At 70.2% G+C, this 18,369-nt stretch carries 8 protein-coding genes; 3 read left to right on the top strand and 5 right to left on the bottom strand.

The features are described 5' to 3' along the window. Positions 1–26: 26 nt before the first annotated feature. Genes ACFWH5_RS05840 through ACFWH5_RS05830 form a run of 3 tightly spaced genes read right to left on the bottom strand, consistent with a single transcriptional unit; the run spans position 27 to position 3,513 of the window. The gene (locus tag ACFWH5_RS05840) at positions 27–1,187 is read right to left on the bottom strand and encodes a cytidylyltransferase domain-containing protein (protein WP_378832792.1); all 1,161 of its coding nucleotides are present in this window, start codon (positions 1,185–1,187) and stop codon (positions 27–29) included. Further along, positions 1,184–2,539, bottom strand: a complete 1,356-nt coding sequence (locus tag ACFWH5_RS05835; protein ID WP_378832790.1) for a polysialyltransferase family glycosyltransferase — start codon at positions 2,537–2,539, stop codon at positions 1,184–1,186. Before ACFWH5_RS05835 ends, ACFWH5_RS05840 begins: the two co-directional genes overlap by 4 nt. Then, positions 2,536–3,513, bottom strand: coding sequence for a glycosyltransferase family 2 protein (locus tag ACFWH5_RS05830; RefSeq protein ID WP_378832788.1), 978 nt, complete (start codon positions 3,511–3,513; stop codon positions 2,536–2,538). The genes ACFWH5_RS05835 and ACFWH5_RS05830 overlap by 4 nt, the downstream gene beginning before the upstream one ends. 120 nt (positions 3,514–3,633) lie before the next feature. Here ACFWH5_RS05830 and ACFWH5_RS05825 point away from each other — a divergent pair, with 120 nt between their 5' ends. Then, positions 3,634–4,596, top strand: a complete 963-nt coding sequence (locus ACFWH5_RS05825) for a hypothetical protein (RefSeq protein ID WP_378832786.1) — start codon at positions 3,634–3,636, stop codon at positions 4,594–4,596. After that, a complete protein-coding gene (locus tag ACFWH5_RS05820) occupies positions 4,593–5,804 on the top strand; it encodes a hypothetical protein (RefSeq protein WP_378832784.1) in 1,212 nt (403 codons plus the stop codon). Before ACFWH5_RS05825 ends, ACFWH5_RS05820 begins: the two co-directional genes overlap by 4 nt. Positions 5,805–6,036: 232 nt before the next feature. Here the strand turns inward: ACFWH5_RS05820 and ACFWH5_RS05815 are convergent, their stop codons facing one another. Beyond that, positions 6,037–13,746, bottom strand: a complete 7,710-nt coding sequence (locus ACFWH5_RS05815; RefSeq protein WP_378832783.1) for a GEVED domain-containing protein — start codon at positions 13,744–13,746, stop codon at positions 6,037–6,039. Positions 13,747–14,066: 320 nt separating this feature from the next. On the opposite strand from ACFWH5_RS05815, the gene ACFWH5_RS05810 reads away from it, so the two are divergent. Next, a complete protein-coding gene (locus ACFWH5_RS05810; RefSeq protein ID WP_378832780.1) occupies positions 14,067–16,784 on the top strand; it encodes a LuxR C-terminal-related transcriptional regulator in 2,718 nt (905 codons plus the stop codon). Between the two features lie 38 nt (positions 16,785–16,822). On the opposite strand, the gene ACFWH5_RS05805 is transcribed toward ACFWH5_RS05810, so the two are convergent. Next, complete coding sequence (locus ACFWH5_RS05805) at positions 16,823–18,280, bottom strand: CCA tRNA nucleotidyltransferase (RefSeq protein WP_378832778.1); 1,458 nt, start codon at positions 18,278–18,280, stop codon at positions 16,823–16,825. Positions 18,281–18,369 lie beyond the last annotated feature (89 nt).

The following is an 18,369-nucleotide window of genomic DNA, read 5'->3' as shown; positions in this document are numbered from 1 at the left end:
GCGGAACGCATCGGCGGTCTCGGGCGTCAGCGCGGCAGCATCCGCTCGATGACCTCGCGCACGGCCCCTTCGCCGCCACGGCGGGCCAGCACCACGCGGGCCGCCGCCTTCACCGCCGGATGCGCGTTCGCGACGGCGATCGGCCACCCGACGAGGTCGAGGGCGCCGAGGTCGTTCACGTCGTTGCCGACATAGGCGATGTCGGCGAGCGGGATGCCGTTCTCACTCGCCCATGCGGCGAGCGCCGCCGCCTTGTCGTCGATGCCGTGCAGCACCGGCACCCGCAGCTTCTCGGCGCGGCGGGCGACCACCGGGTTCTGCTCGGTCGACAGGACGAGCATCGGGATTCCCGCTCGGCGCAGTCGCGAGACGCCCATGCCGTCCTCCCTGCTCACGCGCACCGATTCCCGGCCTTCGCTGTCGACCGTGGCGGTGTCGTCGGTGTGCACACCGTCGAAGTCGGTCACCAGCGCCGCGGCGGCGATGCGGCCCTCCTCGGCGGCGAACAGCGGTGCGATCGCACCCGCGAGGCACAGCTGGTGCTCGTCATCGATCTCGATCGCCGACGACTCGGGCACCTCGACGATGCCGACCAGCCCGAAGAACCGGTGCTGGAAGCGCCGGAACCCCGCAGCCGAGAACGCGTAGAACGCGCCGGTCTCGAGATAGTGGGGTTCGCGCTCCTGCCTCCGCGGGCGCCGCGCAGCGTCGTGGTTGAGCGCGTCGGCCCGCCCCTCGCCATCCCGGCACCAGAGGAAGCCGTATGTCTCGTGTGCCGAGAAGACGCTGTCGAAGCGGCCTTCCGCGATGTGCGCCACGGCTTCCGCGATGCCGGCGCTCGGCAGGAACGGCGAGGTGGCCTGCACGAACACGACGACGCCCACCTCGACGCCGTCGGCCTCGAGGGCATCGAGCGCGTGCAGCAGTGCGCTCTCGGATGAGGCGGTGTCACCGGCGATCTCGGCGGGGCGTGCGACCACCCTGGCACCGGCGGCCTCGGCGACCGAGGCGATCGCCGCATCGTCGGTGCTCACCACCACGAGGTCCACCCCGGATGCCGCCGACGCCGCGCGCACGGCCCGCTCGATGAGCGGCACTCCCCCCACCCGGCGCAGGTTCTTTCCCGGCACGCCCTTCGATCCACCCCGCGCGGGGATGATCGCGACGTTCAGTTCGCGCTCGGTCATCGTCCTGTCGCCGCCTTCCACACTCGACGCGCCCGCCGCCGCGCACCCGCGGCCGTGAGGCGCAGTTCTTCCAGGCGACCCACTCCCCCGGCGGGTTCGATCATGCGCTGCAGCGGCGTCGCAGCCGGGGCGCCGGGCAGATCGAGAGCGCGCAGCCGAGCGGCCGGCACGTAGCGCTCCCGTTCGTGTGCGCTCAGCGTGCCGAGCAGCTCGACGGCGCGAGGCCGCAGCTGCCCCACGATCTCGGGCTGCATGGCGTAGCCGACGGTGTCGATGAGCTGCTGCATCCGACCGGGCTTCTGCCATTCGTCGCGGGTCATGGCGTCGACGATCGTGGCGGGGATCCGATTGCTGTTCTCGTACGGGGTCAGTCGCGCCAGCACATCCGCGGTGCCGACCGCGTGGATGCGCGTGCCGAACAGCGTGTGCGCGGTGGGCAGCGCCGTCGAGAAGCCCGCGACCATGTCGCTCGCCCCGAGCCGGCGGGCGACGTGCTCGGCGGGCTGGTCGCCGGTGTAGGTCGCGAAGGTCACGCCCCTTCGCGTCGCCATGGCGCCGAGCGCTTCCGTGAGCCCAGGCGGCGCCGACGGATGAGGCTTGAAGACCACCCGCTCGACACCGGCATCCGCGGCGCGATCGATCATCGCGGCCTGCATCTCGTGCTCCTCCTGCGCGGTGACCAGACCGAGCGATGCGAGGTACTGGCCGATCACGACGGCGGTGCGGAGGCCGTCTTCGCCCAGCCGGTCGAGCCCGGCGTCGGGCACGGCATCGCCGACCTCGCCGAGCACGGTGCCGAACGCCGTCGCCGGCACCGCGACTCGCTTCGCCCCCGTCTCGACGAAGACGAGAGGCTCGGCGCCGGGCACGACATCGGGGTACACCACGCGCGTGACCCGTTCGGTGAGCTGCCGCGGCAGGCGGCTGCGGATCGGCGAGTAGGTCATCAGGCCGTCGCCCATCACCCCGAGCCGGGCTCCGCGGAACACCTGCATCAGCGTGCGCGCGGGTGCCACCTGCGGCGACTGCACGAACAGTTCGATGTCGGCGTCGCCCAAACCCCACGCCCGGCGGAGGAGCCGCTCGATCATCGGGAGATCCTGCTCATCGGGCTCCCACGTGGTGGGGTGCTTCGGATCGATGAGGGGGTTCAGCGGCTCGGCCTCGTCGAAGCGGTCGCGCAGCGTCGCATAGCGGGCGGCGGACCCGAGGTCGATCGCGGTCTCGGGCACCACGGCGGTGTTCATCGGCACGAGGATGCGCCGGTCGGCCTCACCGAGCAGCCCGGTGTCCAGAGCGGCCGCGGCGGTCATCAGCCCGTAGCCGCTGTGCAGGGCGAAGAGCTGGATCATGCGCGGTCCGCCGCTCTCAGCACCCTGGCCAGCACTCGCCGCCGGGGTCCGCCGATCCGGGTGATCGCTGCGGCCGCCTGGTCCCGCGGCAGCCGGGCGAGCAGTGAGCGGATTCCGGCGCGCAGCTCGCGACGCACGGCGGGGCGCATGCGGCGAGCGCGGACGAGGTGGTGAGAACTCAAGGCCAGCACCGTGAACACGGCCTTCGGCAGCATCCGTTCGGCCTGGGGGTCGGCCTCGACGAGGTCGAGCACCTCGCCCAGCGCGCGGGTGAAGTGCAGCTGCCGGCGGTCGAGCGTCTTCGACAGCGAATCGTTGAGTCCCCGGCGGTAGAGGATGTGCGGCGCGTCGACCACCGCGAAGGATGCCGCCTTCAGGTGCAGGCGCCAGATCCACGGCCGGTCCTCAGCGGTGAACAGCCCGTCACGGAACCCGGCGAGGCCCGCGTCGAGCACCCGACGGTGCAGCAGGCCGGCCCAGGCGTAGGGGTAGTCGACCATGCTGCGATCATCGGCGGGCAGGATCGCGTCCCGCGGGGCGGCGGCCACGCCGCGGCGCGTGAACGGCGCCCGTATCAGCCGGCGCTCCGCGCCCTTCACCGTGACATGGTCGGTGCGCACGAAGTCGCAGCCCAGCTCGCGCAGCGCCCCGGCCAGCACCGGCAGCCGGCCCGGCTGCATCCAGTCGTCTCCGTCCAGGAAGCAGAACGCGTCGCCCTCGACGTGCGCCAATCCCTGATTACGGGCCGTGGCGAGCCCTCGCGGCCGCGGATTGACGATCACCTCGGCGTTGTCGAAGCGCTCCGCGTACCGGCGCATGATCTCGCCGGTGTCATCGGCCGAGCCGTCGTCGATCGCGACCAGCTTGAGAGAAGTGTCGTCATCGAACTGCCGGGTGAGGGTTTCCAGCGTCGTGCCGATGAACCGGCCGGCGTCCTTCGCCGGCACGATCACGGTCACGAGCGGGGCGGTCACCGCGTCATCGTGCCGTGCCTTGGTGACGGGGCGGCGACGCCGGGATGAACAGCGGGTGGCGCGGTCGGGCCCGATCCGCGCTGCCCAGAGATCACGGTGCGGCGCCGGTAGCGTAGGTGCATGGAGTGGATCGCCGACTCGTCCGCGGGATCGTGGCTGCGGGAGCGGCTGGATGAGAAGCACGAGACGATGCACGGTGTCGTGCCCCGGGGATTCCGTGCGTACGCGCGCGTGTTCCATCCGGCATCCGTCCGGTCACTGCCCGGTCGGGCCATGCCGAGCTGGGACGAGCTCGATCGGATGCCGGATTCCGACCGCGACGCCCTGTTCGGGCAGTACGTCGACGAGCCGGCCACCTGGGCCGAGGCCGCCGCGGCGTACGGCACCGTGCTGCATCCGCAGGCGCAGTGGGGCCGAATCGTGCGGACCCCCGCCGGGGATGACTGGCGCAGCCGTATCGCGCCGGACGGGCGACAGTTCGATGCACCTGGCGAGGGCGAGATGGAGCCCGCGCTGCTCGCGGCGATCGCGCGCCACCTCGTCGGTCACACTTCGACGCCGGATGCCGGGTTCGCCGCGGTGTGGGAAGGCTGGGGAGGGCTGATCGGCCACCTCGGCCGCACCGCGACCCCTGCGCTCATGAGCGATGACCCGGCGCACCTCGAGATGCTGCAGCGCAGCATCCACGATCCGTTCAACGATGCCTTCCGAAAGCCGAGGTGGCTGCCCGGGATCCTCTCGGACGAGGTTTCGAACGGCCCGCGTCTGGAGCTTCCCGACCGCGAGTACGTGTTGTTCTCGGCGGCGCCATCGGCATTCGCTGATCCCCATTGGATCCTCGACGCCCCGTGGCGCAACGTCGAGTCCGAACGACAGGGCTTCCCGCCTTCGGCACAGCATCCGAGCATTCTGTGGCCGGCCGACCGAGCCTGGGTGCTCGTCAGTGAGATCGACTTCGACTCCACGGTGATCGCGGGCTCGCCAGCGCTCGTCGCCGCGATCTGCGCGGACCCAGACATCGAAGCGCTCCCGTTGCCCGAGAACGCACGTCTGACGTGGGACGCCGACGAGGTGAACAGATGACCGACGCGACACAGACCCACCGCTACCCGTTCGACGCACGCCCCTTGACGGATGCGGTGGACCCGCGTGCGGTGTCGGAGTTCTGGCGCCGCCTCAAGGCCGCCCACCCGACGCCGGTCGGCAGTGTGATCGTCTTGGTCATCATGGGCGTGATCGGACTCGTCGTCTTCGTGCCCGTGCTCGGCAGCGCCGTCTTCGGAATCATCCTGAGCGCCTCGGGAGACGGTGCGGGACCCTTCGGCGCGGTCTTCGGTCTGCCGCTGATCCTGATCATGATCGGCGCGGCCGTCGGCATCCCGCTGGCGGTGGTCGCCTGGCGCCGAAAGCGGGTCGGCACCTACCGGATCGCGCGCTTCGCCGCGGCCAACGGCATGACGTACGAGCATCGAGTGAACGCGCCGCCGCTGCCCGGCATGATCTTCCAGAACGGCTCAGGTCGCATGTCCACCGCGCTCGTGCGCGGCGCGCACCCGCGGTTCGTGGAGTTCGCGAACTACCAGTACACGACCGGATCGGGCAAGAACCGCACTACCCATCACTGGGGCTACGTGGCCGTGCGCCTCGACGTTCCGCTGCCGAACATCGTGCTCGACGCTCTCGGCAACAACGGACTCGGCAGCAACCTGCCCGCATCGTTCTCGCGCGACCAGCGGCTGTCGCTGGAGGGCGACTTCGACCGCTACTTCACGCTGTACTGCCCGCGCGGGTACGAGGCCGACGCGCTCTACCTGTTCACGCCCGACATCATGGCGCGCTTCATCGACCATGCCGCACAGCTGGACGTCGAGATCGTCGACGACTGGATGTTCCTCTACATGCAGCGTCCCGCCTCGACGACCGACGCCGCGACCTGGGCGTGGCTGTTCGGCACGGTGGGGGCCCTGATGACGAAGTTCGATCAGTGGGCCCGGTGGCGCGACGACCGGCTGCGCGCCGCGCAGGCCGACGCCGCGGCGGCGCACCCGCCGACCCCGGCAGCCGTGCCGGCGGGGGCGGTCGGCGGGACCGGCTCCACGGCTTCCGCCCCCGCCGCACTGCCCTTCGCACCGCCGGCCGGGATGCTCGCTCCCCCGCCCGGGGTGGCACCGCAGGGCCGACGACTGAAGAAGAGCGTCTCCTGGGTGACGATCGTCGTGTTCGTGCTGATCTTCGCGTTCGCCGTCGTGCCGCAGTTCTTCGCGGGGCTTCTCAGTCTCTTCCTGCGGTAAGTCTGTTCCCGCACGAGCCCCCTCGGTGGTCAGCAGCTTCTGCGCTGGATCGTCCCCCTTTGTTGAGCCACGCCCTGCGTTGCGCTGCTCCCTGTGGTGCGCCGCACGCCGGCTCACCGGCGCCTGTGGTGATCCGCGCTGCGCGCATCGCAGGTGACCGACGGCGCCAGGGCAGAGCAATGCCCTCCCGTCGGGTGGACGGGAGGGCATCGCTCGGGCGCTGGTCAGCGGATCAGATCAGCTCACGGCGGCGGCGGCCGGTCGTGGCCAGCAGTGCGCCACCGCCCAGCAGGGCGAGAGCCGCGAGGATCATCGACCAGTTGGCCTCCGCACCCGTCGTCGCCAGCGGCGGCGGCGGCGTGATCTCATGCGTGGTGCACAGCGGGCTGTCCGGGACGCACACCGGGTCGGCGCCGGTGACGGCGACGACGTTGCCGAGCATGTGGTCTCCCTGCTCGTCGTACGCCTTCGGCGCCACGATGTAGCGCACCGTCACGACCTCACCGGTGGCCACCGCTCCGGTGATCCGGATGGTGTCTCCCTCGAGCACCGCGTCGACGCTCGGGTCCGACGGAATCGGACCCAGCAGCAGGACGGCGTCATCCAGCACACCGGCCAGGTGGTCGGTGTAGTCCACCGCGACAGCCTCTGCACCCGCGTTGGTTCCGACGTTGCGGAACGTGAGCGTGTACTCGACGTTCTGGTCGTGGTCGATCGCCGTGCCGGATGCCGGGTCGGCCGACTTCGACACGACCACGTCGGAGACGTAGTTGATCGTGCAGTCGGGACGCTCGCCGTCGACGGGAGCGCACTCGGCCGGCGGCTCCTCGCCGGTGCCGACCAGGAAGTTGCCCAGCTGGTCGTCGCCGCGCTCTCCGTCGGCGTTCACGGTGACCGTGTACGTGACGGTGACCTCCTGGCCGGCGGCCAGGGTGCCGGTGACGCTGAAGCGTCCGTCCACGATCTCGGACACGGTCAGGGCGGCGTCGGAGGCGGCCGGTGCGGCCGTGACCGTCGCGTCGTCCAGGACCATCGTGAGCACGTCGTCACGGGCGACGTCCACGTCGGCCTCACCGGTGTTGGTGAAGTGCAGCGTGTACGTCATCTCGTTGCCGGGGCGCACGGTGGTGCCGGATGCCGGGTCGACCGTCTTCCAATCGTCGAGCTCGCCCAGCGGGTGGGTGGTGCTCGGCGGCACGAACGGGTCGCAGTCGGTGTCGCCGTCGGCGCACTCGTACGGGGGCACGTCCGTGGTGAGGACGTTGCCGGCGATGTTGTCGCCGCGGTCGCCGTCGGGACGGATCGTGGCCCGGTAGGTCACCGTCACCGTCTCGCCGACCGCCAGCTCACCGGTCACCCGCAGCGTGCCTGCATCGGTGTCGAGCTCGAGGCCGATGTCGTCGCGGTCTGCCACCGGATCGCTCGTGATCTCGGCGTCGTCGAGAACGCCGGACAGGTCGTCCGTGGAGTCCAGGGGACCCGCCGCCTGGCCGTCGTTCGTCCAGCTCAGGGTGTACGTCACGACGTCACCGGCCTGCAGAGCCGCACCGGACGCCGGGTCGGACGTCTTGGTGGGAGTGACGCTCGGCAGCAGGATCTCCACCTCGGCGGGGGGAGCGCACAGCACACCGGGCGCGCAGACGGGGCTGGCGACGTTCACCAGGTCGTTGTCACCGAGGTTGGTGACGGTGACGCTGTAAGTGATCTCCATCGACTCGCCGACGGCGAGTGCGCCGGACCAGGTCAGCATCGGCGAGGCGAAGTCGGGCCTCGGAGCCACGGACCCGTCCGATGCCACCGCGGTCGCATCGCCGTTGTAGGCGGCGTCGTCGAGGACGTCGGTCAGGTCATCCGACACGCTCGCCGGCTGCCCGGTGGTGTAGGCGGCATCACCGTCGTTCGTCACCGTCACCGTGTAGGTGATGGTGTCGCCGGTCTGCACTTCCTCCACCGAATCCGCCGTCTTCGTCACCGAGAAGTGCCGGATCGGGTTCTCCGTCTCCTCGCATCCTCCCGGCGGGCAGCTGCCGTCACCGTTGCTGAGCACGTTGCCCAGCGTGTGGTCGGCCTGCTCGTCGTAGGCGTTCACCGTCACGGTGTAGCTGACGGTGCGCACCTCGCCGACCGGCACCTCGCCGGTCACCGTGAGCCGGTTGCCGTCGACCTGGGCCTCGAGACCGTCGTCCACGATGGGTCGGTCGGTCATCAGGGCGTCGTCCAGCACACCGGTGAGGTCGTCGAGGGCATCGACGGTCGCCGGTGCCTGCCCGACGTTCTCGAAGGAGAGGGTGTAGGTGACGACCTGACCGGCCTCGACGGCGGTTCCATCGGCCGGGTCGACGCTCTTGGTCATCTCCAGGGCCGCAGCCGGAACCCGCGCGAAGTCGCAGGCCTCGTCGGGATCGAGGGCGTCGTCGGCGGGCACGCACGCGGTGTTCAGCAGCACGTGGTCGCCGTCCTCCGCATCCGCGTCATAGATGACCGTGTAGACGATCTCGATCTCGTCACCGGCGCCGAGCGGACCGCTCCAGGTCAGCTCCTCGGCATCCGCGTCGACGTCGGCGCCCGACGTGGGCGAGAGGATCTCGCCGAACGAGCCGTCGTCGAGAACCTCCGAGAGGTCGTCCGTCACGCGCGCCGGCGCGTCGGCGGTGAAGGCGCCGGGGCCGTCGTTGCGCACCGTGACCGTGTAGGTGACGGTCTCGCCGTCGGCCGGCAGGTCGGTGCGGTCAGCGACCTTCTCGACCGTCAGCTTCGGCAGCTCGCCCTCGGTGAAAGCGCAGGCCTCACCGGTGACCGGGTCGGTGCCCTCCTCCGTCTGCGGGTCGCAGGTCGGGATGTCGGTAGGCGGGTCGCCGGGGGTCGGCGGCACGTTCGGCTCCCAGGCGACGTTGCGCACCGTGCCGTCGCCGCCGCCGCTCAGGGTGACCGAGTACTCGATGGTCACCGTGTCGCCCGCGGCGAGCTCTCCGGACCACGACAGGAACGTGTCCGGCACGAAGCCCACCGGGCCTGCATCCGCACCGTCGATCGCCGCACTCGCGTCTCGGTTGTACTCGGCGTCGTCGAGCACACCGGCCAGGTCGTCGAACACGATGGCGGGGTCCGCCTCGGTGTAGTCGGCCGTGCCGGTGTTCTCGGCGGTGAGCGTGTAGGTGATCGTGTCACCAGGACGCGATTCCTCGCTGAAGTCCGACGTCTTCGTGATCGCCAGCTCGCGGTCGATCACCTCGACGGCGTAGTCCTCGACCTCACCGGCAGCTGCGGCGCCGGTGGGCAGCGGGGCTGCCACCGCACCGGGGAGCAGCCGGAAGCGGGCGAAGCTGTCCTTCAGCGTGGTTCCCGCGGGGAAGGTCAGCTCGTAGTCGGCGGTCCCGCTGTCGGCGGGCACCTCCACGGTCACGAGCTCGGCCGCATCGAAGACGCCGTTGCCGTCCAGATCGATCCAGCCGGCCAGCGTGGCGGCGGAGTCGGTCGTGTTGGTCGCGCTCACCGTCACGGTCGTCTCGTCGCCCTGGGTGACGACGATCTCGTCCGCGACGCCGTCCTCATCGGCGATGCCGCGCTCGTCGTCGGCGTCCGCGGTCGGCGAGGCGACACCCTCGTCCTCGATGTCGACAGTCGCTCCGAGCATCAGCGGCGCGGTGCCCGTCGCGTCCACGAAGCCGAGAACCTGGTGGCGAGGACCGTCGTTCGCGATCGTCGTGCCGTAGGTGTCGGGCGCGTCGCCGAAGTCCTCACACGGCTGACCGAAGTTGTCGAACGCCGTGCGGTCCGCACCCGTGCGTCCTTCGATCGAGAAGGTGAAGCGGTCGACGTTCTCGAGCGCCGCGCGGAAGTCATCCTCCGACGGTGCCGCGCCGTACGGGCCCGAGTTGTTGTTGAACTGGGTGTGCCACTGCGCAGCCTCCAGCGGCACGATCACGCGCGTCCACTGCGTGGAGTCGACGATCTGGTCGCGGAAGTTGTACCAGTAGTGCGCTCCGTTCGCGCCCACGATGCCGACGTACACGTCGTAGGACACGCCCGTGTCGTTGCGGTAGTCGAACTGGACGCTCTGCCCGATCGCGGTCGAGTAGTCCGTCGCGTAGCCGTTGGCCACCAGCGGCGGCGTCCAGAGCTCGGTCCAGTTGCCGTCGAGGTCGTCCTCGATGATCGCGCCGCCGGGGTTGCCGGCGTCAGCGCTCCACTCGACGGGACGCGGCTGCATGACGACCGACGTGCCGCGCGCGGTCGTCGCGGCGCGCCAGCCGGCGTTGTTCTCGTCGAAGGTCGTCAGAGCCGAGCAGCTGAGGAAGATCGGCGCTCCCTGCACGAAGGTCGTCGCATAATCCTCGACCTCACCGCCGGCGACGGCCCCGGTCGGGAGCGGCGTGGCGACCTCGCCCGGGAACAGGCGGAACCGGGCGAAGCTGTCGCCTGCCGCGGTCGGTGCCGCGAAGGTCAGCTCGTACTCGGCGCTGCCGCTGTCGGCGGGCACCGCGACGCTCGCCAGCTCGCCGGCCTCGAAGGTGCCATCGCCGTTCAGATCGATCCAGCCGGCCAGCGTCGCGGGCTCAGCGGTGGTGTTGGTCGCGTTGACGGTCACCGTGGTCTGCTCGCCGGCGGTCACCTCGATGTCGGCGGTGACGCCGTCCTCGTCGGCCAGACGGTTGTCATCGTCGCCGAGCGCATCGTCCGACGGCTGACCGTCGGCGTCGAAGTCGATCAGCTCACCCAGCGTGAGACCCGGAACGATCTCGTGCTGCGCACCGTCGCTGTCGAGCAGAGTGCCGTACGTGTCGGGAGCGTCGCCGAAGTCGGAGCACGCGGCTTCGATCGCGAGGTCCCCGTCGCCGTCGAACCCGAAGCCGGAGCTGCTGAAGCCCTGCCAGCGCACCTCGAAGGCGTCGACGCCCTCCAGCGTCACCTGGAAGCGGCTCGCCATGTCTCCGCTGTTATTGCCGTTGCCTTCGAAGATGAGGCTTCCGCCATCCTGGCGCACGTCGACGCGGCTGCCTTCCGCGATGGCGTAGTCCGCGACGTCCGCCGCGCTGAAGGTGGCGCGCTCCTGCGTCACGGTCGGCGGTCCGTCCAGATCATTCACCGTGAACACGGCGTTGACGTCGATCGGTGTCGTCGTGCCCGCTTCGTAGAAGTGGTACTCGAGCGTGGCGTCCGAGCTGACGTTCCACATGACGTCGTCGGAGCCGATGATCGCGCCGTCACCCGTGCCGATCCCGTTCGGCGGGTTGTTGGCCGTGAACATCCGACCGCTGACGGTCGTGATGACGAGATCGACGGCGACGCCCTCCACGACGGTGACGTTCTCGAAACGAGCACTGCTGCCGGGGCCGCCGGTGCCGGTGACGTCCACCGGGTCGGTGAAGGTGAACGCCGAGTAGGTGACGTCGGAGGCCGTGCACACCGCCGGCTGAATGGCGCGCTCGATGATAGCCCGGTAGTCCTCGACCTCGCCGTCCGGCGCAGGGCCGGTGGGCAGCGCGATGGACGCAGCATCCGTCGAGTAGCGCACGCGCACCTGGGCGAAGATGCCGCCGGGGTTGGTCGCATTTTCGAAGGAGACCTCGTTCGTGCCGGCCGTCACGGCCTGCGCGTTCGCGACGCGCTCGTCGTCGGTGAACGATCCGTCCGCGTTCCAGTCGACCCAGACCGAGACGAATCCGTCTGCGGACGCGCTGACTTCGAGGGTGTTCTCGATCGGCTGGCGCGACACGGCGTCGAGGCCGGTGCGCAGCGTCGGCGTCTCATAGCCGAGGGCCGGGTTGAACACCACGCCGTCCTCGTCTGCGGCGCCGTCCTCGTCGTCACCGAGCGCGGCCGCGCTGGGCTGACCGTTGTCCTCGGGGTCGACGCTCTCGCCGAGCATGACCGGGGCGGTCTCGGCGTCTTCGTCGTATCCGAGGATGCCGTGGCGCGCGCCGTCGCCGTTCAGCGTGGTGCCGTACGTCGCCGGCGCGTCACCGAAGTCGAGCAGGATCGACGATGCCGCGCAGCGGGCGCCGTCGTTCGCGTTCGATGCCGGGCCCTGGGCGAACACCTCTGCGCTCACGTCGTCGATGTCGACGCGGTAGATCGTGCCCGTCGGGTTGTTCGACGCGTAGAGGTAGCCGTTGGCGTCCGCGTACACGGCGCCGAAGGTCCAGGTGCCCGCGCCGAGGCCCAGCGAGCCGACGACGGTGCGCACGCCGGTGCCGCGATCGAAACGGACGAGCACGGCCTGTCCGTCTGCCGCCTGCCCGACCGAGTAGAGGTAGTCTCCGGCTCCGGGCACGTGGGCCCAGTCGGCTCCGGCGTTGGTCAGACCCGCCGGCAAGGCGCTCGGCCCGCTGTCGACGACGGTCATGTACGTCGACGAGCCCGGCTCGAGGTCGATCTGGTTCCAGGTGGTGCCGTTGAGCACCCAGTACTGGCCGTCGGCGTCGACATCCCCGACCACGGAACCGGCGACCGCACCGGCGGGAGCGCCGAGCGACACCACGGTGCCGTCTGCGGCGACGCGCACGATCGTCGGCGTTCCTGACAGGTCCCACCCGTAGATGTAGTCGTCGAGCACGTTGTAGCCGACGGCGTTGATCGAGCGGCCCGCGATGGTGTTCGCCGTGTCGTACGCGCCGGTGACCATGTTCACGTTCTGCACGAGCGTGGGACCGGTGGGGTACTGGAAGAGCATTCCGCCGGCGCCGGAGGTGCAGACGAACGCGGGCGGCACGACGAACTCGACGGTCGAGTCACCGGGGAGGTCGATGCCGGTCTCGCCGGTGATGTTGTCTGCGCCATTCGTGTATGCGGCGGCGGTCTCCGAGGTGACCGGGACGGTGATGGTGCAGGACTCGCTGCCGGCGGCGAGCGCGCCGTTCGCGACCGTGACCGAGTCCGAGCCGGCGGCGGCGGTGACGTCGGCGACGCAGGTGCCGCCGACGGTGGACGGCGAGGCGACCGTGAGGCCGTCAGGCAGCTCGTCAGTGAAGCCCCAGCCGTTCTTCGCGGCCAGCTCGCTCGTGTTCGTCACCGTGAGAGTGAGGGTGGACGTACCGCCGACCGGCACGCTCGCCGGCGCGAAGCTCTTGTCGAGCTGGGGGGTGACGTCGAGGATGCGGATGTTGTCGAACGCGGCGTCGTTGCCGATGCCACTGCCGTTCGCGTTGGTCATGCGGATTCCCAGGGAGGAGCCGTCGAAGAGCACGGAGCCGTTGGAGGCGTAGGTGCCGACGCTGATCGCCGCTGCCCCGATGGGCCCGACGCCCGGTGCGGGAACGGTCTGGCCGGAGGAGCAGGCGTTGATCTGGCCGCCCACCGGCGTCGCGGTGCCGGTCTCGCTCAGGAACGAGAACTGGTACGCCGGTGCCGAGACCCTACAGTTCTTCGCGGCGGCGTCGACACTGAAGGTGAGGAAGCGGCCCGAGGCACTGGCGAGCGGAATCGGGTTCACCGTCTCGAACTCGGACTGGTTCACGCCGGGATCGCCCTCGGTGTACGCGGAGACGGCGTCGTTCGTCTCTGCCGCATCGCCGGCGTGCACGCCGAGCGCGTACGTCAACTGGCGCAGATTCGCGGAGCTACCTGCCGACCCGCAGTTGCCGAGTTCGGTGTGAGGGATGCCGAAGTTGACGATGACGCCGTTGCAGTTGGTCAGCCACCCTGCGGCGGCGGTGTACGTGTAGCCGTCGACGCTCTCATAGTCGTCGAGGACCACCGGGTCCGTGCCGGGCGTGTTCTCGAAGTCCTCCTCGAAGACGACCGAAGGATCGCTGGGCTCGCCGGGGTTCCCAGGGGCGTTCGCGAGAGCTGCGAGGTCGGCGGCGCTCTTCGCGCTCTGGCGGGCCGGCGGGGCGTCGGCAGGCTGCGTCACCGCCCCCGGAGCCGATGCGGCCGCCGCGGGTGCGGCCGTGGCGATGCTCGCGCTCGCGACGAGCAGCGCGGTCACGAATCCCGAGGCCACGCGGCGCCGTAGGGTGACGCCTCCCTGGTCGAGACGTCGCGATGAGCGTCCTTCCGTGGTCCGAGCACTCTTCAGCCTGGCCATCTGCCCCCCTCAGGTACAGCACGAAGGCGCTCGAAAACCGATTCCTTCGAGCGCGTCACCTCCTATGCCTAGTGGTTTCATCGGGAGCGATTGTGAGAACGCTGAGAATTCACCCCGTTTTTCACCCCTCCGCCACAGCCCCACGATCCGCCCGGCGTGTGCTTGACTGACCTGGGGACGCTCCGGCGCATGAGGGGCTGGGATCGCCGGGAAGATCAGCGACACACGCGAGTACAGTGACCCATCACACCGATCGACCAGGCCTGGCGAGGCGGCTCGCGCCGGCGCACCGCGCCACCCCGGGAGCCGCGGTGGCGGGGCCCCGCCCGACGCCGTCCGGACTGCCGCGCGTCTCTGCTCAGCTGCTCCGCCGGGAGCGGCTGATCGCCCGGCTGAATACGCACCCCAGCCCGCCGCTGACGATCGTGCAGGCGGGATCAGGGTTCGGCAAGACCTCACTCCTGGCCGACTGGGCCCGGAGCCTGTCGGCGCCGACGGTCTGGATCACCGCCGACGCGTCGGTGCGCGACTCGGTCTCGTTCTGGCAGGAAGCGCTTCACGGGCTGGATCGCGCGGACCTGCGATCGGGAACGGCACTGCAGGATGTCGAGATGCGCGCAGACGTCGCAGACACGCTCGCCGCATCGCTGCGGCGTGGCTTCGCATCGTTCGCCACGCCGGTGACGCTCATCGTCGACGGCTTCGAACGTCTCGTGGGCACGGATCTCGAGTATGAGCTCATCGACCTCCTGACGCGCACCGACAGCCTGCGCCTGGTCGTCGCGAGCCAGGTGCCATCCGAGCTGAGCAGCGTGACGACGGCCGCACGGCTCGACACGGTCACCATCGATGCGGCCGCGCTGCGCTTCACCGGCGAGGAAGTCCGGTCTCTGGCCGCGCGCCTCGGCGTCGACGCCGCGCCACGCGACCTGGAGCGGCTCGGTGAGGAGCTCGACGGCTGGCCGTTCGGCATCCGCGCGGTGCTGGAGAGGCGACGGCGCGACGAATCGTCAACCCTCGATGACGCACAGCACGCGATCTTCGGCGTGCCGTCCGGCCCGCCCGACCGGTTGGATTCTAGCTTCACCCACCGGCACCTGCTGGCATCGCTCGACGGGCTGGAGGGCATCGACCTGCTCGCTCCGACCTCGGTGCTGGACTCCTTCACCATGCAGCAGGCGGCGGCCGTCGGCGCAGACCTCGACGCGCATCCGATCCTGGCGGAACTCGAGTCGCGGGGGCTCGGCACCTGGCATCCTGATGCCGACCTGGACGAGTACCGCCTGCATCCGGTGCTGCGTCGGGCGCTGCGAGAGCGACTCGACCGAGATCCCGCACAGACGAGGGCGGCCTTCATGCGACTCGCCGAGTGGCACGTGGCCCGCGAGGAGTTCGCGCCCGCCTTCGAGGCGGCCGTTCGCGCCGGCGAATGGGTGCTGGCGACCCGGTGCGTGCGCTCCGATCTGTTCGAGGTTCTCGTCCGCCTCAGACTGCACCCCGACCTGCTCGACGCCGTGCCGCGCCCCGTGCTCCGTCAGGAGCCGCTGCTGATGCTCGTGCACGGTATCGCCCACTACGGGAACGGTAATCAGGCCAAGGCGGTGCGTACGCTGCTCGCCGCGGTCGCCGCCTGCGAGAAGCAGCGCATCATCTCCCGTGATGCGCCTTCGTCCGATCAGGTGTGGATTCAGGGCATCCTCACGATCGCCTTGCGGCTGGCCGGGCGATACGAAGTCGTGCCGGGTGCCCTGCGCCGCTTCACACGCATGCTGGATGCGGCCGACGACCCCGAGGGTCAGCTCGATGCGGCGATGCTGCTGTTCCGCACCCAGTCCGTCATCACCCTCAGCTTCATCGATGAGCTCGACGCCGCGGAGCAGCTGGCCGTCGACACGGTGCACGAGGGCCATGCGATGTCGACGCTGCAGCAGGCGAACCTGCACGGCCTCACCGCGCTCACCCACGCCCGCCGCGGAGACATGCGTCGCGCTCGCACGGCCCTGGACACGATGGAGCGCCTGGGCACACCGAAGCAGTTCGAAGGGAGCTTCTTCGCCGTGAGCTCGCACATCGCCGCCGCCTGGGTGGCGATCGAGCACTTCGACACTCAGGGCGCGGCACAACGGCTCGCGCGCTCGGATCGACACTGGCCCACGATGGAGTACTGGCCCTTCGTGCTCGAGGCACGCACGCACATCGACTGGCAGCGTCATGGCGCGCAGTCCGCCCTGCTCACGCTGCGCGAGGGCCGCGCTTCGAAACGCTTCAAGGCCCCCATCGGCAACGCCATGGCGATGCTGCTGACCGCCCTCGAGGTGGAGCTGCTCCTGGCTGCCGGCCTCGGCGCCGAAGCGGTCTCGATGATGACCCCGAATCGGCTTCGGCGCTCGGCACGGCTGGCGGTGCCGAAGAGCAGATCCCTGCTGCTCGCCGGCAGCTGGGATCAAGCCGCCGGACTGGCGGATCGCCACGCCCTGAGTGGGTCCCAGCCATGGCACAACAGGATCGACCTGCTGCTGATCGCGGCATCCGCGAACCTCCGCGCCGGCGACCGTGAGACCGCCCAGCAGCGCTTCGACCAGGCATTCGGCATGGCTGAGCGCCTATCGCTTCGCACTCCCTTCGCCTCGATGCCCCGCAAGGATCTGCTCACGCTCGGGCACGCGCACCCCGACCTGCTCGCGCTGATCTCCACCCAGCCCGCGCGGTACCCCGAGCCGGGCAGGGCCGTCGCGCTGTCGAGGCGGGAGCAGCTCGCGCTCGCCGAGCTGGCCAGCGACCGGACACTCCCCGAGATCGCGCAGCGACTCTCGGTGTCGCCGAACACGCTCAAGTCGCAGCTGCGCTCGGTGTATCGCAAACTCGATGTCGGGGGTCGCCAGGAGGCGGTGCAGGTCGCCCGGCGGTCGGGTCTGCTGCTCATGTCAGCCGATGCACGACGCGAGGGCGACTGACCGCGCCTCCTTCGCGCGGCGGATCCGCTGACGCACGCTCAGCTTCGAGCGGCCCACCATTCGCGCAGGCGCTGCTCTGCGGCATCCGGACCGATCACGCCCTCGTCTAGACGCAGGTCGAGCAGGAACCGATATGCCTCGCCCACCTCGCGGCCGGGGCTGATGCCCAGGATCTGCTGGATCTGATTCCCGTCGAGCTCGGGGCGGATGCTGTCGAGCTCCTCCTGCTCGCGCAGCTCAACGATGCGGCGCTCGATGTCGTCGTACGCACCCGCCAGGCGCGCTGCCTTGCGCTTGTTGCGGGTCGTCACGTCGGCGCGCACGAGGATGTGCAGCCGCTCGAGCACATCGCCGGCGTCGCGCACATACCGACGGACGGCACTGTCGGTCCAGGTGCCTTCGGCGTAGCCGAAGAAGCGCAGGTGCAGCTCGATGAGCCGGGCGACGGCATCCGTCGTCTCTCCGTCGAACCGCAGCGCCTGCATGCGCTTGCGCGCCATGCGCGAACCGACCACGTCATGGTGATGGAAGGTGACCCCTCCCCCTGGCTCGAGCTTGCGGGTGCGCGGCTTGCCGATGTCGTGCAGCAGCGCCGCGAGGCGCAGCGGCACGTCGGGCGCCGCACCGGGCGTGCGCTGCTTCTCGAGGTCGATCGCCTGACGCACGACGGTGAGCGAGTGCTCGTAGACGTCCTTGTGGTGGTGATGCTCGTCGACCTCGAGGCGCAGCGCGCTGACCTCGGGCAGGAACTCCTCGATCAGTCCGCTGTCGACCAGCACCCGCAGGCCGCGCACCGGATCGTCGGTCTGCAGGAGCCGCACGAGCTCTCCCTGCACGCGTTCGGGACTGACGATGCTGAGCGTCTCGCGAAGCCGCTCGATCGCCGCGAACGTCGCGGCATCGACGTCGAAGTCGAGCTGTGCGCTGAAGCGTGCGGCACGCAGCATGCGCAGCGGGTCGTCGCCGAAGCTGACCGCCGGGTCGATGGGCGTGCGCAGGGTGCCCGCGATGAGATCCTCCACGCCGCCGGTCGGGTCGATCAACTGTGGACCCGGCGCCGATGTCGACTGCGGGGCGGGTGCCGCCACGCGCAGCGCCATGGCGTTCACGGTGAAGTCGCGGCGCAGCAGGTCGCCGTCGATGCTGTCGCCGAACTCGACCACCGGCTTGCGGGTGACGCCGTCGTAGCTGTCGGCGCGGTAGGTGGTGATCTCGACCTGTTCGCCGCGCACCCGCGCGCCGATCGTGCCGAAGGCGCGGCCGATGTCCCAGTGCGCACTGGCGATCGGCTTCACGATCGCCAGGATCTCGTCGGGCTGCGCGTTCGTGGTGAAGTCGAGGTCGTGCGTCTCGCGGCCGAGCAGCGCGTCGCGCACCGGGCCGCCCACCACGGCGAGCTCGAAACCGGCGTCGGTGAAGGCTGTCGCGAGGGCGGCCACGACCGGATCCGCGGCGAGCGCGCCGAGTCGGGTGAGGCCCTCGGCCATGTTGAGCATGGGTTCCAGGTTACCGGGGCGGCCGATAGGCCACGGCGCCGCGCCCGTCCCCCTGTCGGTCTCAGTCTGAAGGACGAGCGCACGTCTGA

This window comes from Microbacterium sp. NPDC058345 (assembly GCF_042723855.1).
In the GTDB taxonomy this organism is placed as follows: Bacteria; Actinomycetota; Actinomycetes; order Actinomycetales; family Microbacteriaceae; genus Microbacterium.
This window is presented reverse-complemented; position numbering and strand designations above follow the sequence as displayed.